Origin of the sequence: Thiocapsa marina 5811 (assembly GCF_000223985.1) — a bacterium.
GTDB classification, from domain to species: domain Bacteria; phylum Pseudomonadota; class Gammaproteobacteria; order Chromatiales; family Chromatiaceae; genus Thiocapsa; species Thiocapsa marina.
This window is the reverse complement of sequence record NZ_AFWV01000019.1, coordinates 21,051-44,135: the sequence shown is the minus strand read 5'-3', so window position 1 is coordinate 44,135 and position 23,085 is coordinate 21,051. Positions and strand designations below refer to the sequence as shown.

13 protein-coding genes are annotated in these 23,085 nt (G+C 66.4%); 7 read left to right on the top strand and 6 right to left on the bottom strand.

The features are described 5' to 3' along the window. Window positions 1-13: 13 nt before the first annotated feature. Window positions 14-1,531 carry an ABC transporter substrate-binding protein gene (locus tag THIMADRAFT_RS21725; RefSeq protein WP_007195273.1) on the bottom strand — a complete coding sequence of 506 codons (1,518 nt, stop codon included), beginning with the start codon at window positions 1,529-1,531 and terminating at the stop codon, window positions 14-16. A gap of 107 nt (window positions 1,532-1,638) precedes the next feature. Between THIMADRAFT_RS21725 and THIMADRAFT_RS21720 the strand changes: the two genes are divergently transcribed. The 4 genes from THIMADRAFT_RS21720 to THIMADRAFT_RS21705 all read left to right on the top strand — a co-directional run bounded on the left by THIMADRAFT_RS21720 (window position 1,639) and on the right by THIMADRAFT_RS21705 (window position 8,886). After that, entirely contained in the window at window positions 1,639-2,940 is a 1,302-nt protein-coding gene (locus THIMADRAFT_RS21720) for a carbohydrate porin (protein ID WP_007195272.1), read from the top strand. Between the two features lie 455 nt (window positions 2,941-3,395). Then, a complete protein-coding gene (gene ptsP / locus THIMADRAFT_RS21715) occupies window positions 3,396-5,861 on the top strand; it encodes a phosphoenolpyruvate--protein phosphotransferase (protein WP_007195271.1) in 2,466 nt (821 codons plus the stop codon). A gap of 14 nt (window positions 5,862-5,875) precedes the next feature. Beyond that, entirely contained in the window at window positions 5,876-6,832 is a 957-nt protein-coding gene (gene pfkB / locus THIMADRAFT_RS21710; RefSeq protein WP_007195270.1) for a 1-phosphofructokinase, read from the top strand. A gap of 242 nt (window positions 6,833-7,074) precedes the next feature. Continuing rightward, window positions 7,075-8,886 (top strand): PTS fructose-like transporter subunit IIB, encoded by a 1,812-nt coding sequence (locus THIMADRAFT_RS21705; protein WP_007195269.1) that lies wholly within the window; start codon window positions 7,075-7,077, stop codon window positions 8,884-8,886. Window positions 8,887-9,542: 656 nt separating this feature from the next. Here THIMADRAFT_RS21705 and THIMADRAFT_RS21700 read toward each other — a convergent pair. Next, window positions 9,543-10,907: an NAD-dependent succinate-semialdehyde dehydrogenase gene (locus tag THIMADRAFT_RS21700; RefSeq protein WP_007195268.1), complete on the bottom strand. Its 1,365-nt coding sequence runs from the start codon at window positions 10,905-10,907 to the stop codon at window positions 9,543-9,545. A 362-nt stretch (window positions 10,908-11,269) separates the two neighbouring features. Here THIMADRAFT_RS21700 and THIMADRAFT_RS21695 point away from each other — a divergent pair, with 362 nt between their 5' ends. Further along, window positions 11,270-12,520 carry an ArsB/NhaD family transporter gene (locus THIMADRAFT_RS21695; RefSeq protein WP_007195267.1) on the top strand — a complete coding sequence of 417 codons (1,251 nt, stop codon included), beginning with the start codon at window positions 11,270-11,272 and terminating at the stop codon, window positions 12,518-12,520. Window positions 12,521-12,664: 144 nt separating this feature from the next. Here THIMADRAFT_RS21695 and THIMADRAFT_RS21690 read toward each other — a convergent pair whose 3' ends face one another. The 3 genes from THIMADRAFT_RS21690 to THIMADRAFT_RS21680 form a co-directional block, all read right to left on the bottom strand. Next, complete coding sequence (locus tag THIMADRAFT_RS21690) at window positions 12,665-13,528, bottom strand: PPK2 family polyphosphate kinase (protein WP_007195266.1); 864 nt, start codon at window positions 13,526-13,528, stop codon at window positions 12,665-12,667. Then, a complete protein-coding gene (locus THIMADRAFT_RS21685) occupies window positions 13,525-16,152 on the bottom strand; it encodes a plasma-membrane proton-efflux P-type ATPase (protein ID WP_007195265.1) in 2,628 nt (875 codons plus the stop codon). The genes THIMADRAFT_RS21690 and THIMADRAFT_RS21685 overlap by 4 nt, the downstream gene beginning before the upstream one ends. Before the next feature lie 336 nt (window positions 16,153-16,488). Further along, window positions 16,489-19,482 carry an AsmA family protein gene (locus tag THIMADRAFT_RS21680; RefSeq protein WP_007195264.1) on the bottom strand — a complete coding sequence of 998 codons (2,994 nt, stop codon included), beginning with the start codon at window positions 19,480-19,482 and terminating at the stop codon, window positions 16,489-16,491. Between the two features lie 133 nt (window positions 19,483-19,615). Here THIMADRAFT_RS21680 and THIMADRAFT_RS21675 point away from each other — a divergent pair, with 133 nt between their 5' ends. Both THIMADRAFT_RS21675 and purT read left to right on the top strand, forming a co-directional pair. Next, window positions 19,616-20,296, top strand: a complete 681-nt coding sequence (locus tag THIMADRAFT_RS21675; RefSeq protein WP_007195263.1) for an SOS response-associated peptidase — start codon at window positions 19,616-19,618, stop codon at window positions 20,294-20,296. A 114-nt stretch (window positions 20,297-20,410) separates the two neighbouring features. Then, the gene (gene purT, locus THIMADRAFT_RS21670; RefSeq protein ID WP_007195262.1) at window positions 20,411-21,595 is read left to right on the top strand and encodes a formate-dependent phosphoribosylglycinamide formyltransferase; all 1,185 of its coding nucleotides are present in this window, start codon (window positions 20,411-20,413) and stop codon (window positions 21,593-21,595) included. A gap of 77 nt (window positions 21,596-21,672) precedes the next feature. Here the strand turns inward: purT and THIMADRAFT_RS21665 are convergent, their stop codons facing one another. Continuing rightward, window positions 21,673-22,686: a class 1 fructose-bisphosphatase gene (locus THIMADRAFT_RS21665; RefSeq protein WP_007195261.1), complete on the bottom strand. Its 1,014-nt coding sequence runs from the start codon at window positions 22,684-22,686 to the stop codon at window positions 21,673-21,675. Window positions 22,687-23,085: the final 399 nt, after the last annotated feature.

Genomic DNA, 23,085 nt, shown 5'->3' with positions numbered 1-23,085 from the left:
CCCCCCGGCTGTATCAATCGTGCTTCTCAGACAACCCCATCGCCTCCCGATAATGTCGGCGCTGGCTGTTGCGACCCAGGCGGTCGGTGAGGGCCTCCCAGTCCGCGGCGGCGGCGCGAAGTCCCTCCTCGGGTGTTGCGCTGCCGGTCATGACGCGGTCGAGCTGGTCTTCGAGGGCGGCGATGTAGGCGCGATAGCCGGGCAGGCGCAGGTCGCGCGCGATCTGAGGTGCGGAGAGGCTGGCGCGCAGCACGCCCAGATAGTCGTTCGCCTGACGGTCTCCGAGGAGGCGCCGCCAGGGTGCCGGGTCGTCGAGGTGCGAGAGACGGTAGGGGTTGATGCCGGAGCTGCCGTCGAGCATGTCGCGGGCGCTGTGCTCCGGACTTGCGTACCAGGCCAAATAGGCCCATACCCGCTCGTGCTCGGCGCTGGCCGCGGGCACCAAGGCGATCCAGCCGCCGAAGGCCAGGAAGCTGACCGAGCGGACGGCCGGCAGTGTCTCCCAGGCGCCGCTCGCGGGGTTCCAGATCTCGCGACTGCCGGGCAGAACGAAGAAGCCGACATCGCCGGCAATGGCGGATGGCCTGGCCGTGCCGCCTTGCCCCCCGTCCAGCGCACCGGCCAACACGCCGGTATCGGCCCAGTCGATATTCATCGCGGCCCGTCCTGCGGCGAAACGGGTGCGTACGGCCTCGCTGTCCAGACTGTCCGCATCGGCTGGACCGAATCGGCGCAGCTCCAGCATCTCATTCAATGCATGCACCCAGCCGGGATTGTCGATGGCCGGAACCATGGTGTCCGGGTCGAAGAACATAGCGCCCGGATGGTCCGGGTGATTGGTGTAGGCCGCGGCGTGGCTGAAGAGTGTCCAGATCCGCTGTCCGTCGCGGGCATAGGCCTCGAGCGTGCCGGCGAGCACGCTGCCGTCGGCGCCTTGTCGACCGCTGAAGAAGGCTGCGATGTCGCGGTACTCGGTCCAGGTCTGCGGCGGCTGCAAGGGCCGACCGTGCTCCTCGACGAAGGCGGCACCGGCCGACGGGTCATCGAAGAGATCCCGGCGATAGGCGCCCATGTGCAGATCACCATCTATAGTGAGAGCCATCCAGCGGTTGTTCCATCGCATCAAAGCGTCGCGATAGAGCGGAAGGATGTCGCCGACGATCGGTCCGGCGATGATCCGCTCCGGGACCGGCGACAGATAGGGTGCGAAATCCGGCAGCCACGCCGAGGGGATCAGGAGTGCATCGAAGGGCAAGTGACCGGTGACGAAACCGAGCATGATCCGCTCGTAGAGGTCCGCGAAGGGGACCCGAGTCACCTCCACCACGGTTCCGGTCGCGGCCTCGAAGTCCCGCCCGTGCCGCTCGGCCGGACCGCCGATGGCAGTGGTGTCGCGGGTGAGGATGTGCAGGCTCGGCCTGCCCCCGGTCTGTCCGGCGCGCTGATCGCCGTCGGCACCCGTCGCCCGCAGCGCGAACGACGGCACGGCGAATATGACAAAGATGACAAAAAGGCCATGGAGTCGTGTCATCGTTCGTTCATCCCGCAGGGTTGTGATACGTCGCAGGCCAAGCGCTCGATCGAAGCGTATCGGACGGCCCCGTCGATGACGAACCCCGACCCTACGAGAGGACAAAGATGAATACCACCAACACCCGTGTAGGTCTCGCAGCCCTGACGATCGCCATCATCGCAGCCAATGCGGCGCTGGCCGAAGACGGCAACGTGGGAGACGAAGTACCTCTGCCGCCGAGTAGCCCTTCGGACGCCTCGGGCGGTTGGTTGAACGGCGACTATCTCACCGGCGATTGGGGCGGCAAGCGCACCGAGCTCGCGGCCAACGGCTTCGACTTTTTTGCCTACTACAACGCCATCGTCGCGAGCAACGTCGGCGGTGGCATCCAGCAGGGCACGGCCTTGGCCGGCGATCTCTACATGGGGATGACGGTCGATCTGGGCAAAGCGGCCGGTTTGAACGGCTGGACCTTCAATCTCAGCGGCATCGACCGGGCCGGCGCGAGTATCGACGAGGACGTAGGCGGCATCTACAGCGTCATGCAGCTCGTCGGCGGCCAAACCTATTTTCTCTACAACCTCAGCCTGGAAAAGACTTGGGCCGACGGACAGTACGCCCTCAAGTTCGGCCGCATTACGGCGACAGACGATTTCGCCGGATCGCCATTTTACGGATATTACCTCTCCAACAGCTTCAACGGCCAGATCCGGGCCGTGCTGCTCGACGGCGTCATGACATCCTATCCGTTCGCCGTTTGGGGCACGCGCTTCCAATACGCACCGACCGACGACTTCCGAGCCAAGATCGGCGTCTACCAGCTGACGGAGAAGATGTGGGATCCAGATCTGCACGGTACGGATTTCACTTTTCGCTCCAGCGACGGTGTGTCGATCATGGCACAGCTGGAATGGGATTGGCGCTGGGGCTCCAAGCCCGGTCACTTCGGTCTGGGTCTGAACAACGTCTATTTCGACATGCCCGATTTTAATTCGGACTCCACCACGGATACCTTCATCCGCTATTACGCCCAACTGGATCAGCAGGTCACACAGGAGCGCGCAGGCTCCGATCAAGGGCTTTATCTCTTCGGCACACTTGCCTATACCAACCAGCAGCAGCCGGCGCTTGTCCCATTCCAGACCAGCTTCGGCGCCCAGTATGTCGGCCCCTTCGCCGGCCGTCATCAAGACCGCCTCATCTTCGGTACCACCTTCGGCAAGCTGAGCGATGACTATGCCGCCGAGCAGGAATCACTCGGCAACGGTGACCCGGACTACGAATGGGTCTTGGAGCTGGGCTATCGCATCCAGCTGACCAAATTCGCCTATATCCAGCCCGATATTCAGTACATCGTTCAGCCGGGCGGGACGGGCGATATACCGGATGCGACGGTGATCGGGATGCAGTTCGGGGTTTCGCTATAGGTCGGCTGTCAGCGATCAGCCGTCAGCTATCAGCCTTCAGCCGCGTTGGTCCCCGCCCGGAAGCGAAACAGGCGATCGTCGCGAAGCGGCGAAAGCCCGGGATCGACGACTTGCAGTCGTCTTCTTACTCGGTCCTGACGGCCAGCGGGGTCGAGTCCAACTCGACTATCCCGGGAACCGCACTAAATGTGCTTTGGCCGGACCGACGAGCGAGGCCCGACCGCCGGCAAAAGATCCGACGGCCTCGTTCGTCACTCGGGGCACGGCGGCACTTGGCGCAGAGCGCCAGGGGCATGCGTGACACCGCGGAGCGGATGTCACGAGTTCTTGAAAGCCGCCGGCCTCCGGCTCTGATCGGTTTCCGATCTCCCGAAAGGACTCGACCATGAGGCTGGAGCCAGAACGCAGGAGGCAGGTGGCAGCCGGCTCCTAAAACAACACTGAGGAGGACCGACATGATCTCTTTAGACCTCTCCGCGGTGCGTCTCGGCGCCACCGCAATCGACAAGACCGACGCCATCCGTCAGGTCGGCCGGATCCTGGTCGATGCGGGTTACATCGAGCCGGGCTATATCGACAGCCTGCTGGCGCGTGAGCGCGTGGCCAACACCTTTCTCGGCAACGGCATCGCCATCCCTCATGGCGTGCCCAAGGACCGCGGGATGATCAAGAAGACCGGCGTCGCCGTGCTGCAGGTGCCGGAGGGCGTTGAGTGGAATCCGGGCGACCGCGTGCATCTGGTGGTCGGCATCGCGGCCAAGTCCGACGAGCATCTCCAGATCCTGACCAACCTGACCGATGTCCTCGGCGACGCGGCCGAGGCCGCACGGCTCGCCCGAACCACCAGCCCGGCGGATATCGCGCAACGGCTATCGAGCGGAACCGCCCCGGGCGCACCGACGACGGAACCGCTGCCGGATGATCTTCCGAATCACTTCGATGCCGTCATCACCTCCCCGCATGGCCTGCATGCGCGTCCGGCGACGGCACTGGTCGATATCGCCAAGGGCTTCGGCGCGACCATTCGGGTGCGTCACGGCGACCGTGCGGGGGACGCCAAGAGCCTGATCGCGCTCCTGAACCTCGGGATCGAGTCCGGCGCGACCATCCGCGTCATGGCCGAGGGCGCCGACGCGGATGCCGCGCTCGCCGCGCTGCGCGAGGCCATCGACACGGGGCTGGAGGAAGAAGAGGAGACCGCAGGCGCGGCCGGCACCGCCGATCTGCCCCGGATCGACTGGGAAGGCCCGAGTGTCGCCGCCGTGGCCGCTTCGCCCGGGTTGGCGCTTGGCCCGGTCCGGCAATATCAACGCGGCAAGATCGTGGTGGCTGCGACCGCCCGAGATCCCGCCGCCGAGCTGACACGTCTGGAGCGCGCTATCGAGGCCGCGAAACGCGAGCTAGCCGAGCTCTACGAGGAGGTCAAGGCCCGCGCAGGCGCCGGCAAGGCCGCCATCTTCCGCGCCCATGCCGAGTTCCTGGCGGATCAGGGTCTGATCGACCGTGCCAAGGCGCTGATTCGCGAGGACGCGCGCTCCGCCGGCTATGCCTGGGAGCAGAGTATCGGCGAGCAGGCCAAGACTCTGGCCGCGCAGCAGGACGCGCTCCTCGCCGCCCGCGCACTGGACCTGCGCGACGTGGGTCGGCGCGTGCTGCGCATGCTGGCGGAGCGCATCGAGGACGAGCCGAACCTGCCGGATACGCCGGTGATCCTCATCGCCGACGACCTGAGCCCGTCCGATACCGCCCGTCTGGATCCGGCCCTGGTGCTTGGTATCTGCACCGCCGCCGGCGGGCCGACCTCCCACACCGCCATCATCGCCCGCTCACTCGGCATCCCGGCCGTGGTCGGTGCCGGTGACTCGGTGCTCGACATCGCCGACGGCAGCCCGATCGTGTTGGACGGCAACAGCGGCACCCTGGTGCTGATCCCGACCGACGCGGATCGGGCCAACGCCGAGCGTGCGCGCGCCGACTTGGCGACCCAGCGCGAGGCCGAACGTCGCGCCTGCTACCAGCCCGCCATCACGACCGACGGGGCACGCATCGAGGTGGTTGCCAACATCGCCGCACCCGCGGAGGCCGGTCGAGCGGTTGAGGCGGGCGGGGAGGGCGTCGGCCTGCTGCGCACCGAGTTCCTCTTCCTGGGTCGCGATCAGGCCCCGAGCGAGGACGAGCAGGCCGCGGCCTACACCGAGATGGTCCGCGCCTTGAACGGCCTGCCCATCATCATCCGCACCCTGGACATCGGCGGCGACAAGGCCGTGCCCTACATGTCCATGCCGGCGGAGGAGAACCCCTTCCTCGGCGAGCGCGGCATCCGGCTCTGTCTGAACCGCCCCGAGCTGTTCCGCACCCAGCTGCGGGCCATCTTCCGCGCCGCTGCGCATGGCCCGGTACGCATCATGTACCCCATGATCTCGACCCTGGAGGAGCTCAAGCGCGCCAAGTCCCTGACCGAGGAGGTCCGTCTGGAGCTCGGCGCTGATCCGGTCGAGATCGGCATCATGATCGAGGTCCCCTCCGCGGTAATGATGGCCGAGGAGCTGGCCGCCGAGGCGGACTTCTTCTCGATCGGCTCCAACGATCTCACCCAGTATTGCTTGGCGGTGGACCGGATGCACCCGCTGCTGTCGCGTCAAGCCGACGGTCTGCATCCGGCCGTACTTCGCATGATCGATGCGACCGTGCGCGCCGCCGACAAGGCCGGGATCTGGGTCGGGGTCTGCGGCGGCATCGCCGGCGACCCGCGCGGCGTGGTCATCCTGACCGGTCTTGGCGTGCGCGAGCTCTCGGTGAGCATCCCGAGCATCGCGGCGGTCAAGGCGCAGATCCGCGGCCTCTCGATGGAGCAGGCGCGTGCCCTTGCCCGACGCGCCCTGGCCTGCCCCACCTCCGCCGCCGTGCGCGGACTGCGCTGATGGAGACCCGGACCATGACCAACAGCACCAAGATCGCCACGCTCAGCCTGAACCCGGCCATCGACCAGACCGCGCGGGTGCCGGAGTTCACCGCCGGACGCGTCAACCGCGTCGAGCAGGAGCAGTCGGATGCCGGCGGCAAAGGGGTCAACGTCGCCTCCTTCCTGGCCGATTTCGGCCCGCGGGTTGCTGCGACGGGGCTGCTCGGCGCCGCCAACGCCGAGCCCTTTGTCGCGCTCTTTGCCCGCAAGGGGATCGAGGACCGCTTCGTACGGTTGCCCGGACGCACCCGCGTCAACGTCAAGATCGTCGACCCCATCCTGGACCAGGTCACCGACATCAACTTTCCCGGCCTGGAGCCGCACCCGGATGATCTGCTGCGTCTGACCGAGACGATCGACAGCCTCTGTGCGGACACCGACTGGTTCGTGCTCTCGGGCAGCGTCCCGGCCGGGGTGCATGCGACGATCTACGCGGAGCTGGTCACGCGTCTCAAGGCACGCGGCAAGCAGGTCGTGCTCGACGCGAGCGGTGCCCCCTTTGCCGAGGCCGTCGGCCGCGGCCCGGACATCATCAAGCCGAACATCGAGGAGCTGAGCGAGCTGGTCGGCCGGCCGCTGAAGGGCCGTGCCGAGGTGCTGGCGGCCGCCCGATCGCTGGTCGAGCAGGGTGTGGGTCTGGTTGCCGTCTCGATGGGCGCCGCCGGTGCACTCTTTGTCGAGCGCGACGGGGCGGTCTTCGCGACACCGCCGGCCGTCAAGGTCAAAAGCACCGTCGGTGCGGGCGATGCCATGGTGGCCGGGCTCGTCGTCGGCACGCTGCACGGCCTGGACCTGGCCGGACGCGCGCGCCTGGCGACCGCCTTTTCGCTCGGCGCACTCTGCGAGCTGGGTCCTAATCTGCCCGGCGCCGAGGTCGTCGAATCCTTCGCCGCCCGCGTGCAGGTGAGCGCACTCGACGCCGTCGCCTAAACCGCGTCCAGAGCGAGATGCTCACTTTCGAGTGAGCTCGACGTTTGGTGTATCCACGGCCCTTAGCGGGGACGCGCTTTAGAATTATATATTTTTTAATACCTTAAGCCGCTCCGGCTCCGGCAATTGTCGGAGGCGGCGCGCCCAAACCAATCCAGCAAACGACGCACATCGCGCCGGGCGCGGTTTAAGTCCTTCCAGGCCGAGCCACGCAAGCCGACCACCAGATTCCGGAGCACACCATGGCCAGACTTATTGCAGTGACATCCTGTCCGACGGGTATCGCCCACAGCCTGATGGCGGCGGAGGCCATCAAGAAGACCGCAGCCCTGATGGGTCACGAGATCCAGGTCGAGATCCACGGCGCCGAAGGCACCACCAATCGGCTCTCGGAGGAGACCATCGCCGCCGCCGATGCGGTGCTCATCGCCGCGGACATCCATGTCGAGCTCGAACCCTTCGGCGACAAGCCGATGCTGACGGTTTCCACCGGCCGCGCGATTCGCGACAGCCGGGCGGTCATCGAGGAGCTGTTGGCGTTGGTGCCGGGGTTGGCTCCGAGTCCCGCCTCGGACGTGGCGACGGCACCGCCGAAGGCACCGACCGCCGAAGCCGCGCCGGCGCCCCGGGCGGGCCGGCGCATCGTCGCCATCACCGCTTGCCCCACGGGCATCGCCCACACCTTCATGGCCGCGGACGCGCTGAAGAAGGCGGCGGTCGCCGCCGGGGACAGCATCGATGTCGAGACCCAGGGTTCGGTAGGCGCGAAGAACCAGCTCAGCGCCGAGCAGATCGCCGCGGCGGACCTGGTCATCATCGCCGCCGACACCCATGTCGACACCGGTCGGTTCGCCGGCAAGCCGGTTTACACGACATCGGTCGGTGCAGCGGTGAAGGGCGCTGCGGCCCTGATCGATCGCGCCAAGGCCGAGGCGACCGTCGCCGGCGGAACCGCGCCGGTCGCTGCCGCGCCGACCGCGGGGGCGGGATCGGGCGCCGGAAAGCGCCATCTCGAAGGCGTCTACAAACACCTGCTGACCGGCGTCTCCTACATGCTGCCGATCGTGGTCGCGGGCGGTCTCTGCATCGCGCTCTCTTTCGTCTTCGGCATCGAGGCGTTCAAGGTCGAGGGCTCGCTGGCCGCAGCCCTGATGGAGATCGGCGGCGGTGCCGCGTTCAAGCTGATGATCCCGATCCTCTCCGGCTTCATCGCCTATTCGATCGCCGACCGACCCGGTCTGACCCCGGGACTGGTCGGCGGCATGCTCGCCATGAACCTCGAAGCCGGCTTCCTCGGCGGCATCGTCTCCGGCTTTCTTGCCGGCTACATCGCCCTCCTGATTCGCGACCGGGTGCATCTGCCCCAGCACTTCGAAGGGCTGAAACCCGTGCTGGTCATCCCGCTGCTCTCCACGCTCGCGGTCGGCCTGCTGATGATCTACGTCGTCGGCGGACCGGTGAAGCTGATCATGGACGGTCTCACCGCCTTCCTGCAGGGCATGGGCACCACCAACGCCGTCATCCTCGGCCTCATCCTCGGCGGCATGATGGCCGTGGACATGGGCGGCCCGGTCAACAAGGCCGCCTACACCTTCGCCGTCGGACTGCTCACCAGCGACAGCTTCATGCCCATGGCCGCCGTGATGGCCGCCGGCATGACGCCGCCGCTCGGGATCGCCATCGCCACCCTCGTCGGCGGCAACCGCTTCACCCAAGCCGAGCGCGAGGCCGGCAAGGCCGCCGGCGTGCTCGGGCTCTCCTTCATCACCGAAGGCGCCATCCCCTTCGCCGCCAAGGACCCGTTGCGCGTCATACCCGCCGCCGTCCTCGGCTCGGCGGCCGCCGGGGCACTCTCCATGTACTTCAGCGTCGGACTGCGCGCACCCCACGGCGGCGTCTTCGTCCTCGCCATCCCGAACGCCGTCAGCCACCTTGCCTTGTACGCGCTCGCCATCGCCGTCGGCACCATTCTGACCACGGTCGCCTTGCTCATCCTCAAGCCATCGCTTCAGGAACCCAAGCCCTCACTCGTCGCAGGCGTGACGGCCAAGTGAGCGGCATCGAGACCCGAACGATGCCGAGTCGGTCCCAGCCCGGCAAAAGCCCCGAGCGAACGCTGCACGGCTGACTCGGCTCCCAGAGTCCTCCTCGTCTCCTCCTTAGGGAGACATTTCGGCCCGGTCTTACCGGGCCTTTTTTTGGTCAGGCGTTGCACCCGTTGGCCTTGCACTCTCGGTGTCGCCGTAGGCCTCGTCCCATAGACCGACCACCCAAACCGCAAAGAACGCGTGACACCGCTCAGCGGTGTCACGCATGCCCGTGGCGCTCTGCGCCAAGTGCCGCGGTGGCCGGAGTGACAAACAATGCCTCGGCGACCACTTCGGGCGTACGCCGAACCGGATGTTCGTGCCGGTGGTTTGATCGCTATCTCCGACGCCTGATGAATATCCTCGAAGCCGACCGCTCAATGCGTGGTGCGCCTTATCGGTAGACCTCGCCATGTGCACCGATATCAAGCAAATCGTCCCGATCCAATTGCCGCATCAAGGCGGGATGAAAGGGGTGCTTGGTGGTCACGAGAGGCTCCGGGAAACCCTAGGCGGTGGAAAACATAGGCCATGGCGGATACCGAGACAACGACGCGTGCCATGGGTTGGTCCCGGGGAGCACACGGGTGTTGAGTCGGCCGGCACTCCAAGGCTCGACAGTCCTAGCGGATCCACAAGGTCTTGGCGTTGACGAACTCATGGATGCCAAGCGCGCCGAGCTCGCGTCCGTAGCCCGACTCCTTGATCCCGCCGAAGGGCAGGCGCGGGTCGCTCTTGACCAGACCGTTGACGAAGGCGCATCCGCAGGCCATCCGGCGCGCAAAGCGCTCGCCGCGCGCGCTGTCGCGTGTCCAGACGCTGCCGCCGAGCCCGAACCGGGTGTCGTTGGCGATCTTGAGCGCTTCGCTTTCGTCGGCGGCACGGAGAACGGCCGCTACGGGGCCGAACAGCTCGTCGTCGTAGGCCGGCATGCCGGGGCCGACGGCGTCGAGCAGGGTCGCGGCATAGAACCAGCCGGGGCGATCCAAGGGGTGTCCGCCGATGATCAGGCGTGCCCCGGCGTCGAGGCTCGCGAGCACCTGCTCATGGAGCGTGTCGCGAAGATCCGCACGCGCGAGCGGTGCCAAGGTCGTCCGCGGGTCCAGGGGATCGCCCGGCACCAGCGCCTTGATTGCCGTGCGCAGGCGCGCGACGAACGTCTCGGCGATTGCATCGACGACGATGAATCGCTTGGCCGCGATACAGCTCTGGCCGGCGTTCATGAACCGCGAGCGCACGGCGGTCGCGACGGCCTCCTCGAGGTCGGCATCTTCAAGTACCACGAAGGCGTCGGAGCCGCCGAGCTCGAGCACCGTTCGCTTCAGGTGCTCGCCGGCGATGGACGCGACCCGTCGTCCCGCCGCGTCGCTGCCCGTGAGGCTGACGCCGCGCACGCGCGGGTCGGCGACGACACCCTCCGCGCGGCGGGCGTCGATCAACAGCGTGCTGAAGACCCCGTCCGGGGCGCCCGCGTCCTCGAACAGTCGCTCGATCTCCAAGGCGCAGCGCGGGACATTCGAGGCATGCTTGAGCAGGACCGGATTACCCGCCGCGATTGCGGGTGCGGCGCAGCGGAACGCCTGCCAGAAGGGGAAGTTCCACGGCATCACGGCGAGCAGCGGACCCAGCGGTTGATGCACGACCATGCTGCGCGAGGCATCGGAGGCGATCGGCTCGTCGGCGAGCAGTCGTTCGGCGTTCTCGGCGTAGTAGTCGCAGACCAGCGCGCATTTGCCGATTTCGGCCTCGGCCTCGCCGATCAGCTTGCCCATCTCCAAGGACATCAGGCGGGCCAAATTCGGGGTGCGGCCGCGCAGGAGCTTGGCGACCCCATGCAGCAGGCCCGCGCGCTCGGCGACGGGCCGGGCGCCCCAGGCGGATGCGGCCCGCGCCGCCGCGTCGAGCGCGGCCTCCAGCGCGGTCTCGTCGATCGTCTCGATCTGCTCCAGGGTCTCGCCGTTGTACGGGTTGATCGATTGCAGCGGCATCGGGGTGTCTCCTCCGTTTCGGTCGGCCGGGTCCGAGAATGGACCCTTTCCGGTTTGAACCGCAAAGACGCAGAGTGTGCCCGGACGCGTTGGAGCCGACCGACGTGTCCGTCGGCCGCCGGATCGTCCTCGGCAAGGTGCCTCGGCGATGGCGGTCGGCACGGCTGTGGGGCTCTATGCGCCGATCGAGCGGCTCGGGTGACCGCGATGCAGCGGCGTTCGGCGACATCCGCGAGCGCGTCGATTCTCCTGTACGATAATCTCCTTCCGATAGCAAACCGACCGTCCGGCACGACCGCTGCGTACGCCTTCGGGTATGCATGTGAGTGCGGCAAACCCGGATCGAACCGAGTGAATGACTCATGTCGATGGTCCTGATCGTCTTCTTCGTGGTCTATCTGGGGATGATGCTCGGTCACTTGCCGTGGCTGAAGGTCGACCGTGCGTCCATCGCCTTGGGCGGCGCCATCGCCCTGCTCGCCACTGCCGAGCTGACCCAGAGCCAAGCCCTCGCGAGCATCGATTTCAGCACACTCGGCATGCTCTTCGGCCTCATGCTGATCTCCATCCAGCTCGAGCTGTCCGGGTTCTATGGGTCGCTGTCCGCAGCGGTGACCCGAATCCAGGCCAGTCCGCCCGTCTTGCTTGCGTCGCTGACGGCAGTGGTCGGGGTGATGTCGGCATTCCTCACCAACGACGTGGTGGCCGTCGCCATGACCCCGGTCGTGTTGTCGATCAGTCTGCAGCGGCGTATGAACCCGGTCCCCTTCCTGTTGGCCATCGCCTTTGCCGCCAATGCCGGGTCGGTGGCCACGCTCATCGGCAGCCCCCAGAACATGCTCATCGGCGAACGGCTCCACCTGTCCTTTGCCGGCTTTATGGGGTACGCGGCGATCCCTGCCGTCCTCTCTCTGGTCGTTGTCTGGCTTGTTCTGGTCGTGGCCTACCGCGGACGCTGGCGGCTCGATCGACCGGATACAGCGCAGCGCGTCGACACTGCCGAGTCAACCGCCGAAACGCCTCGATTCGACGGCTGGGAGACCCTGAAGGGGCTGTTGGTCCTGGGCTTTATCCTCTACGCCTTCATCTTTACGGATTGGAATCGCGGATTGGTGGCAGCCAGCGCGGGGGCCTTCATGCTGTTCAACGCCCGCTTCGTCTCGCGCACGATGCTGCACCGTGTCGATTGGGATCTGCTGATCCTGTTCATCGGCCTGTTCGTCGTCAACGGCGCCATCCAGGACAGCGGGTTGCCGCAACAATTGGTCGGCGATCTGAAGGCGGCAGGGTTCGATCTGCAGCACAGCGGCGTGCTTTATGCTTTGACCGCCGTGCTGAGCGACATCGTCTCGAACGTGCCGACGGTCATGCTGCTCCTGCCCTATGCCGGCGATCCGCAGGCCGGACCCTTGATCGCCTTGGCCAGCGGGCTCTCCAGCAACCTCATCATCATCGGCAGCCTGGCCAACATCATCGTGGTCGATGCGGCAAACGCGAAAGGGTTCAACATCTCGTTCTGGGAGTTTGCCAAGGCGGGCATCCCGATCGCGCTGACCACGTTGCTCATCGCCTGGGTCTGGGTGCGCTATCTGATGGGTATGGTGACGACGTAGATCGGCGTCTCGAGAGCCGGGCGCGAGCGCCCGGCCGGGCCGGGCCCTTCGGCGCGCGCCTCGCTTGCGGGCCGGCTTGACACCGGCTCATCGTTGCATCCCGGCGGCTCCTCGACGGGGCCAAGACGCCGCCGTCGAGCCCCGCTATCCCTTGCCGCCCGCATTCTCCTTGCTCTGCGCCGCGTGGTATTCGCGCCGGATCCGGTCGAGATCGACCGTGGGCTCGGGGTATTCGAGGTGCAACGCGTCCAGGGTGTCGGCGATGATGCCGGCGACGGCCAGGTTGCGGAACCACTTGTGGTCGCAGGGGATGGTGAACCAGGGCGCGTGCGGTGTCGAGGTGCGCTCCAGGGCCTCGTTGAAGGCGGCCAGATAGTCGTCGAAGAATTCGCGCTCCCTGTAATCGGAATCGCTGATCTTCCACTGCCGGTCGGGATCCTCCAGCCGCTCCGCGAAGCGCTTGAGCTGCTCCTCTTTGGAAACGACCAGGCAAAACTTCAGGATGGTCGTGCCGTTCTCGATGTGAAGCAGACGCTCCCATTCGTTGATCAGGTCGTAACGCCGCTCCCAGACCTTGCGCGGTACCAGCTTGTGAACCCGAGTGACCAGCACGTCCTCGTAGTGCGAGCGGTTGAAGACCGCCACCTCGCCCTTGGCCGGTGCATGCGGGTGAATGCGCCACAGGAAGTCGTGCGCTGCCTCCACGGCCGTGGGCGCCTTGAATCCCTGGACCCTGCAGCCCTGAGGATCCATGCCGGAGATCACGTGCCAGCACACGCCGTCCTTGCCGGCGGCATCCAGGCCCTGGAGCACGATGAGAAGTGAATGCGCGTTGTCCCCGTACATCTTGCGCTGCAATGCACCGATCCTGGCCTTGACCGATTCCAACGCAGGTGCGCGATCGGCGTGCGCGATCTCCTGCCCGGGTTCGCCTGTGTAGGCCGGATCGAATTGCTCGAGATGCACCTTTGCACCCGGTTCGACGATCAGCGTTTTGATGTCGTTCACGCTTGTACCCCTGTGATTGGCTGGCTCAGCCTCATGCCTGCGGCCTCGCGCTGGTCCTGGATGCGGTAGTAGATCAGCTTCACGACGTCGGTCACGACCATCCAGATCAGGACGTAGACCCAGACGATGCCGATCAGACTCCAAGGCAGTTGCGGTACCAGGATCCCGTAGGCGCACATCAAGGCCGCGACCGCCTGGGTTGCGACGATCGCCACGAAGAGCGGTGCACTCGGGTAGGGCGGCACGAAGATCGAGCGCCGGGTCCGCACGACGAAGAGCAGCAAGTGACCGCCGGCCGCGAGCTGCAGGAACAACATGGTCTGCAGGTGTTGATGATCGAGTGCGAAGCGGGCCATCAAGGCCGGATCGCTCATCCACTCCATGCCCGCCAGGACCAGGCCGAAGCTCTGCGCGATGGCGAGCAGGCCCATCAGCGAGGAGAACACCAGGATGCGCTGCATGTGCCAACGCACCGGCTGCGGCGAGGTCTCGACCTTGTCGTAGGCGATGGTCATGATCGGGATGTCGTCCAGCAGGGCCAGAACGACGATCATGATGGCGGTCAGCGGCTGAAAGCCGAAGAAGACATAGGCCATGACGACGACGAACATGATGTCGAGCGTCATGGCGATCCGGTAGTAGACGTAGCTGCGGATGCGCTCGAAGATCTTGCGCGCCTCGATGATGGCATTGACGATGGTCGACAGACCCGGTGCCGTCAGGACGAGCGCGGCCGCGCTGCGGGCCGCGTCGGTGGCGCCGCTCACGGCCACGCCGCAGTCGGCCTCCTTGAGGGCCGGAGCATCGTTGACCCCGTCGCCGGTCATCGCGACCAGATGCCCCAGCTCCTGGAGACTCTTCACGATCTCGTACTTGTGCTGCGGGAAGACCCGCCCGAAGCCGTCGGCGCGCTCCACTGCTCGGGCAGCGGACATGGGGATCCGGTCGGGGTCCGTGCCCTCCTTGAACACGTCGCCCGCCACCAGCAGGTGCCCGCCCATGCCGAGCTGCTTGGCGATCTCGCTGCCGATGGCGACATCGTCTCCCGTCACCATCTTCACGGCGAGTCCGAGCTTCTCGGTCTCGGCGATCGTCGACTTCGCATCCGGCCGCGGCGGGTCCATCAGCGACAGCAGGCCCACCAAGACCCAGGTCGTGCCGTCGTCTCCGGACTGTGCGACCCCGAGCGCCCGGTAGCCGCGGCCCGCCAGCGCGTTGACCTCCCCGTCGTACTTCCCGCGGGTCACCGGATCGAGCTTGCAGAGCTCGGCGATGGCCTGCGGGGCGCCCTTGGCATACTGGAAGGTGCGGCCTTGCGCGTCGGTGACGGTGGCGACCGTCTTCTTGTTGACCGGGTCGAAGGGGACGAATTTGGTCCGGGTGACGGTATCCAGCGCCTTGGGGTCGGCCAGCGCCTGCAAAACCGCCTGGTCGATCGCATCCTCGCTGCCGGTCTGGCTTGCAAGCGCGGCGGCGAAGACCACATCCTGCGCCCGGGCGCTCCCGTAGGGGATCGGGGTATCCAGCTTGAGCTGGTTCAGCGTCAGGGTGCCTGTCTTGTCGCTGCACAGGACGTCGACGCCAGCCAACTCCTCGATCGCCGAGAGCCGCGAGACGATCGCCTTCTCCTTCGATAGCGCCAAGGCACCCAGGGCCATGGTCACGGACATCACCGCAGGCATGGCCACCGGCACCGAGGCGATCAGGAGCACCAAGACGAACTGGGCGATTGCGCCGATCGTGTCCCAACCCCAGACGTCTGCGACCACGACGTCCCGATACACCTGGAAGCCGACCAGCACGACGGCCAAGGCGGCGGCCAGCAGGATCAGGAAGTCGCCGATCTGGAGCACCGCCTGCTCCGAGTGCGATTTGGAGCCGGCGGACGCGACCAGCTTGGCCGTGCGCCCGAAGAAGGTCTGGTTGCCGGTGGCCGTCACGGCGGCCGTCATCGTGCCCTGTTTGGCGATGCTTCCAGAATAGGCGCTGTCGCCCACACGCTTGGAGACCGGCAAGGACTCGCCCGTGAGTGCGGACTGATCCACGCTCAGATACTCGCCCTCGATCAGCAGACAGTCGGCCGGCACGATCTCGCCGGCGGCAACCATGACGACATCACCGGGCACCAGATCGGCCGCATCCACCGAGAGCCATTGACCGCCGCGCAGCGCCCGTGCCTTGAGTGCCAACCCCTTTTTCAGGGCGGCCAAGGCGTTGGCCGCCTTGTTGTCCTGCCAGAAGCCGACCGCGGCGTTGTACAGCAAGAGCCCGGTCACGACGGCGAAGTCCGGCCAGTCCCGGCGCACGAGCGAGATCAACGCGGCTGCCTCGATCATCCAGGGGATCGGTCCCCAGAAGTATCCGAGCAGCTTGCTCCAGCGGTTCTCCTCCCGGGCGATGATGGCGTTCGGCCCGACCTTCTCCAGCCGGCCTTTGGCCTCGTCGGGACTCAAACCCTTCGGCGAGGTCGCCAATTTGCCTAGCTCGGCAGCGATGGCGGCCGGGCCCAGGGTGGTCGGGGCCGCCGTGCCGGCCGGCGCGCCGCTTGTCGCTGCGAGGGTTGATGCGGGGTTGTCGGGTGTATCGAGCGCAGCAGGTGGCTCAACGGCAGGGAGTGTGGTCATGATGTCTCCGAAAAGCTGCGGGTCGGGACCGCGTTCCTTGTCCGGCTGCCGCCTTTGGCCAAGGCGGCCCCGACGGTCCGCATTGCCAAGCCCCTCGGCAGTTTTCGTTATCCAGGTCCGGGACCATCTCCGTCTGATGATAGACCCTGTGAGCGATCTTGATAGCCTCGGGGATCGATCGTCCTAAACCGCGTCCGGTGCGGTATGCGTCATTCGTTGGAGTGGATCGGCCGCGCCGGCTCCGATGACTGTCGGAGCTGGCGCGGTTTAGGAGCCGGCACGATCCCCTGTTGCCGGAGGCGCAGGGAGCTGATCTCGACCGCGACGGCGATCGCTTCACAGACTGTCGTCCAGGAAAGGGTTTTGCGTCGGCGTGGGTCGTTGGCGTCCGCTCGGGGGCGTCTTGTTCGGAGGCCCTGCCGTGTCATGACTGAACGGCGCCCTGTCGTGTGTCGCGGCGGTCGAAGAGGGTTCGGTACCGGGGCGATCCTCGGCATCGGTCTGCGCCGCGTCGAGGTCCCGAAGCGGCGTCTTGCCGGGTCTGTAGGCGGTAAAGCGGGCAGGTGCATCGAGGATATCGAAATGCCTTCGCCCGTTTTGCAGCTCCATGGTGCCGGTGAGATTGTGCCATCGCAGGAGCAACATGCCCTCGCGAGCGGTCGGGGCGGAACGCCCCTTGGCGTGGATGCCGAGCTCGGGCGCGCCGAGCATGGCGTCTTCGATGACCGCGGTGTCGGCGTCTACGGCCAGCCGCAGATGACCGGCCAGATTCTCCAGCGTGAGGAGGTTATCGATCCAGTCGTGTTTACCGCGCACGCCGTCGAGCAGCTCGACGAAGGGCCGGGTGTCCTTGACGGTGACATAGGCTTGCATGTCCAGATGCATCGGTTTGTGCCAGCGGATCTGCGTCTCGTCGAGCTGGAGCCGGGCATGCCAATCCTCCGGCGCCGAGGCCGAGCCGCCCGCTCCGGCCACCCGAAAATTCTCGAGCAGAACCGACGAGCCGGTGATGTCGAAGCGTAGATCCTTCGCGGAGCCATCGCGGACCAGGAGCTCGAGCTTCAGGTCTCCGGACAGGTCCTGCCGGTCCAATTTCACGCGAATATCCTCTCCCGCCAGAAGCAGTTGTCCCTCGGCGCGATCCGGCTTCAGGCGCAGATCGCCCACCAGGGTCGCTTCGCCCGAGACCAGCGACAGGGGTGTGTTCGCAGGCAGATAGGCGTTGTAGCTGCTCATGTCGCGCACGCGCGCGGAATGCAGATTCAAGCGGATGTCCGCGGAGTCACCGCCATCGGCGCGGGAGTCGGTCATCAGGATCTCGGCGTCCAGGCGCACGTCGCCGATGCTCGGCTCGGGCTCGTCGCGCCGGCGTAAGCGCGCATCGTCCAGAGCAACATTCAGGCGAAACCGAGGTCGCTCGCCACCCTGCTCCATGCGCAGGTGGGCCGTCCCCATGCCATCCACCCGATGCTCCAGGATGCCGAGTGAGAGCGGCTCGCGGGGCATCGTCAGGGTCGTACCCGTGTCGGCCCGGCCGTTGGTCAGGACGATCTCGGTGTCGAGCTCGCCGGCGCCGGCCAGGCTCAGGCCCAGCGGGCGCTCCAGCAGCTCGGCGATCCAATCCAGCCGAGAGACGCTCAAGACCGCAGAGACGCGACCGTCGGCCCCGGCCAACAGGGCCCCGAAGCCCTCGTCCTGCAGCGTTTCAGCGATTGCCGGGATGGGGTCGGCATCGGTATGACCGGCGGACACGGGCAGCCCCAAGGCGCTCTCCGAGATCTCGAGATGCGCCCGCCAAGGCTCGGAGGAGGGGTGCCGCTCCGCCGCTTGTCGCTTTTTGGCGTCGCCGTGTGTGACGGCAAGCCGTGCATCCTCGATGCGCAGCTCGGTGCCGTCCAGGCGGAGGTTGGCTGTCGAGCTGTCATCGATCCGCGCCCGCAGGCGGAGCAGCAGGTCCGCGGTGGCGTGATAGCCGCGATAGCGCAGATCCGCGTCGTCGGAGGCAAGGTCCAGCTTAAGCGCCAGGCGGTCCGCCGAGACCTCCAAAGCGCCGGCCACGGTGCCGGTGCCGCCCAACAAGTCCAGATCCCACTTCTCCGGGAACAGGCGGCTGTAGACGGCGAGATCCGGCACCTGCATGGACGGAATATCCAACTTGAATCCTAACTCGACCTCGGAGGCCAGCTCCTCGACCTGCTCCGCGGTGGATGTGGTGGTCGGATCGACCTCGGCGGCATGGAGCTGTGCGGTAAGTCCGCGACCCGTGAACAGCACCTGCGGACGCTTCGATCCGGCGGAATCGTCCGGCTCCAGCTCGGCCCGGACCTGCTCGAAGCGCACCAGCAGGTCGGCCTGCGCCTCGTCTTGCGGATCCACCTTCAGCTCGATCGTGCCGTCGCCGCTGAAGTCGTAGCGTCCGAGATCCATCGCCAGCTCATGCGCCTCGACCACCAGATCGGTCCCGCCCAACATCTCGCCGGCCGACAGTGCGAGCCGGCCGCGCAGGCGTCCGCGGCCGCTCAACCTGATCTCGTCGAAAACCGGCATCAGCAGGGCCAGGAAATCCAGGTTTTGCACCGGTAGATCGATGCGGGCATCCAGCTCCGGCACGCGCATCATCTCGAGCCCCTTCGTCTCGGATACGATGAACGGCGGGATGTCGATCGTTCCCGCGATAGCCGCGGCGTCGGTCACCGCCTGACTCGGTCCGACCGTCAATGATGTCAGTGCCAGGTCAAGCGCACCGCCCGCCAAGGCCAGCCGACCCGTGGCGGTCTCCATGCGAAAGCTGCCGCGGACCGCACCGGGTGTGCTCCCGCGGACATGGGACACCCAGAAGCTGTGCTCGCCCCGGACCTGGATGTCGTCGATCTCCAGCACCAGCGTGCCGCTCGGGTCTTCCGGCGCCGCCTCCGCGGCTGCATCGGGATCGCGGTCTCGAATTACGGGAAAGAATTCGGCGAGGGCGTCTCGGGAGCCGTCGGCGGGAGGACGCGGCCGCAGGCGCAGGTCGATGTCTTCCAGATCCAGGTCGTGTATCCGGATCTCTCCCTTCAGCAGCGGCAGCAGCGACACCGACGCCGCCGCGCGCCGCGCATCGACCTGCCATTGCTCGGTGGGCGTTTGACCATCGGCGACGACGCCGTCCAGCTCGATGCGCAGCGGATAGAGGCTCCACGCGCGCTGCCAGGTGATCCTGAAGTGCTCCGGCTGAAGCGCGTCGAGAAAGGCGCGCGTCGCCGGCAGGGTCAGCGTGATGTTGATGCAAACCAGGTAGAGTGCCGCCAAGATCAGCAGCGAGCCGATCGATCGGGATAGGAGCTTCTTCATCACCACCTCAGGATCGTCCAGTTGACGCCGATCGCAATACCGTAACCAGGGAGCGGGTCGACTCGAAGCAGACCGTCGCAAACCTTGATGTCGATACCCTACACCCGATACCGATCCGGAGGAGACCCCATCCATGTGCGGACGCTACGCCCAATACAGTTCGGCCGATGCCATCGCCGACCTTTTCGGCGCGGCCATCGAGATCGAAGGTCTTGGCCCGCGCTACAACGCGGCCCCGATGCAATGGCTGCCGGTAATCCGTCAGCGGCCGAACGGGGAGCGGGTTCTCCACGCCTTGCGCTGGGGCTTGCTCCCGAGTTGGGCGAGGGATGAGACGATCGCAGCCCGACTGATCAACGCTCGCGCCGAGACCGTGGCGGAGAAGCCTGCGTTTCGGGCGGCCTACCGGGCGCGTCGGTGCGTGGTCCCGGCCGACGGCTTCTACGAGTGGGCCAAGCGCCCGGACGGCAAGCAGCCCTACTTCATCCATTCAACGGACGAGACCATCCTCGCCTTCGCCGGACTCTGGGAGCGCTGGACCAGCCCCGCGGACGGAGAGGTGATCGACAGCTTCACCATCGTGACCACCGAGGCCAATCCCGCTATCCAGCCGTTGCATGACCGCATGCCGGTAATCCTGGCGCCCGATGTCGTGGACGTCTGGCTCGATCGCACGAGCGATCCGGCTCGGCTCTCGGCGCTTTTGATGCCCTCTCCGGAGGAGCGGCTTGCGATGCACCCGGTCTCGCGAGCGGTCGGCAATGTCCGCAACGAGGGGCGGGAGCTGATTGCCCGAGTGACCGATGCCGAATGAGGGGTTCCGGTGTTGCCGGTCAATTCACCTCGGCGGAACGCCTTTGCATAGCCCTTGGAGACCGTCCCTGTAGCCGATGTATCATCCCGCCGAAGCCAACCCCGGAGCACACGCATGACCAGAATCGGAACACCCGGCGCCGCAGGCGCGACCCGCATGATGTTGCTCGGCTCGGGCGAGCTCGGTAAGGAGGTCGCGATCGAGGCGCAGCGCTTCGGGGTGGAGGTGATCGCCGTGGATCGCTACCCGGGGGCGCCGGCGATGCAGGTCGCGCATCGCAGCCATGTCTTGAATATGCTGGATGGCGCGGCACTGGCTGCACTGGTGGCGGAGGAGGATCCGGCACTGATCGTCCCCGAGATCGAGGCGATCGCCACGGCGACCTTGCTGGAGCTCGAAGCCGGCGGGCGTCATGTCGTGCCCACCGCGCGTGCCGCGCATCTGACGATGAACCGCGAGGGCATCCGTCGGCTGGCCGCGGAGGAGCTGGGCCTGCCGACCTCGCCGTACCGGTTTGCCGATGACGAGGCAGCCTACCGTGCCGCGATCGAGGCGATCGGTCTGCCCTGCGTGGTCAAGCCGGTGATGAGCTCATCGGGCAAGGGTCAGAGCACCGTGCGCAATGCGGAGCAGGTGCATGCCGCCTGGGATTACTCGCAGCAGGGCGGGCGTACCGGCTCGGGCCGCGTGATCGTGGAGGGTTTCGTCGCCTTCGACTACGAGATCACCTTGCTCACACTGCGTCACGGGGACCGGACCAGCTTCTGCGCGCCGATCGGCCATCTTCAGATCGACGGCGATTACCGCGAATCCTGGCAGCCGCACCCGATGGCGGCCGCCGCGCTGGCCCGCGCGCAGGAGATCGCCTGTGCGGTGACCGATGCGCTCGGCGGCACCGGCATCTTCGGCGTGGAGCTGTTCGTGCGTGGCGACGAGGTCTGGTTCAGCGAGGTCTCGCCGCGTCCGCACGACACCGGGTTGGTGACGCTGATCTCGCAGGATCTCTCGGAGTTTGCGCTGCACGTGCGCGCCATCCTGGGTCTGCCCGTGCCGCACATCACACAGCTCGGCCCTTCGGCATCGGTGGCGCTCTTGGCTGAGGGTCGGTCACGGGATCTGCGCTTCGGCGGTCTGGATTGCGCACTCGTGGAGCCGGACACGGCCCTGCGCCTGTTCGGCAAGCCGGAGGTCGACGGCAAGCGTCGCGTGGGTGTTGCGCTGGCGCGCGGGGAGACGCTGGAGGAGGCGCGGGAGAAGGCCAGGCGTGTTGCCGAAGCGGTGGAGATCGAGCTGGCTTGAAAGGGTCGGAGGTTCGGTGCCGGATCTCCGCTCGCAGTCGCGTGGATGACTGCAAACGGGATCCGGCAGACGGGCTCTTACGCTTGGTCGTGATAGCCGAGGATGCGCTCGACCTCGTTCTTCGAGCCCAGGATGACCGGGACGCGTTGGTGCAGCGACTCGGGCTGCAGATCCATGATGCGCTCGGTACCCGTGATGGATCCGCCGCCGGCCTGCTCGACGATGAATGACATGGGGTTGGCCTCGTAGAGCAGACGCAGCTTCCCGCCTTGACCCTTCTCCTTCATCTTGCTGTCGATGGGGTACATGAAGACGCCGCCGCGCGTGAGGATGCGATGCACCTCGGCAACCATGGAGGCGATCCAGCGCATGTTGAAGTCTTCACCGCGCGGGCCTTCCTTGCCGTCCAGGCACTCCTGGACATAGCGCTTGACCGGTGGCTCCCAGAAACGCATGTTCGAGGCGTTGATCGCGAACTCGCGCGTGTCGGCCGGGATCGTCATGTTGGGGTGGGTGAGTATGAACTCGCCGATGTTCTGATCCAGGGTGAAGCCGTTCACGCCGTTGCCCGTGGTCAGGACCATCATGGTCGAGGGCCCATAGAGCGCATATCCCGCGGCGACCTGCTGGGTACCGGCCTGAAGGAAATCACGCTCGCTCGGCGCGCCGTCGCCGCCCTGAATACGCAGGATCGAGAAGATGGTGCCCACGGAGACGTTCACGTCGATGTTCGAGGAGCCGTCGAGCGGGTCGAAGGTCAGCAGGTATTTGCCGCGCGGGTATTTGGCCGGGATGTCGTAGATGGTGTCCATCTCTTCGGACGCCATGGCCGCCAGATGCCCGGCCCACTCGTTGGACTTGATGAAGACCTCGTTGGTGAGGATGTCGAGCTTCTTCTGGGTCTCGCCCTGGATGTTCTCGCTCTCGGCGCTCCCGAGCACGCCGACCAACGCACCATGGTTCACCATGTTGCTGATGACCTTGCAGGCCGTGACGATATCGTTGAGCAGGGAGGTGAAATCGCCCGTGGCGCCGGCCACGTGGCGCTGCTCCTCGATGATGAACTGGGTGATGGTCGTGCCGTTGTGCATGGGTGTCCTCTTGGTTAGGGGCTCGTCGAGCGCTTAATCTATCGGCAGTATAGGGTTTTCCGGGCTGGCCATAAACCCGGCGCGCGTGCAGCCATATCAACCGGACCGGCGAGGTTGCAGGATCCGGATGTCCGGGGGATGATCGGGGTTCGTTGCAGACCCCGGCCTATCCCATCAGCGCCGCAGGGCGGACAAGCGCTGTAGGGTGGACAAACGCCGTAGGGTGGACAAGCGCCGTAGGGTGGACAAGCGCTGTAGGGTGGACAAGCGCAGCGCAGTCCACCAGCGCCGGCGCGTGAACCGGTGGACTTCGCTCCCGCTCGTCCACCCTACGCTCTCGCTCGCCACCTTACGGGTCGGCCTTACGAAGAGGGCCGACTCATCAGATCAGCCAATCCC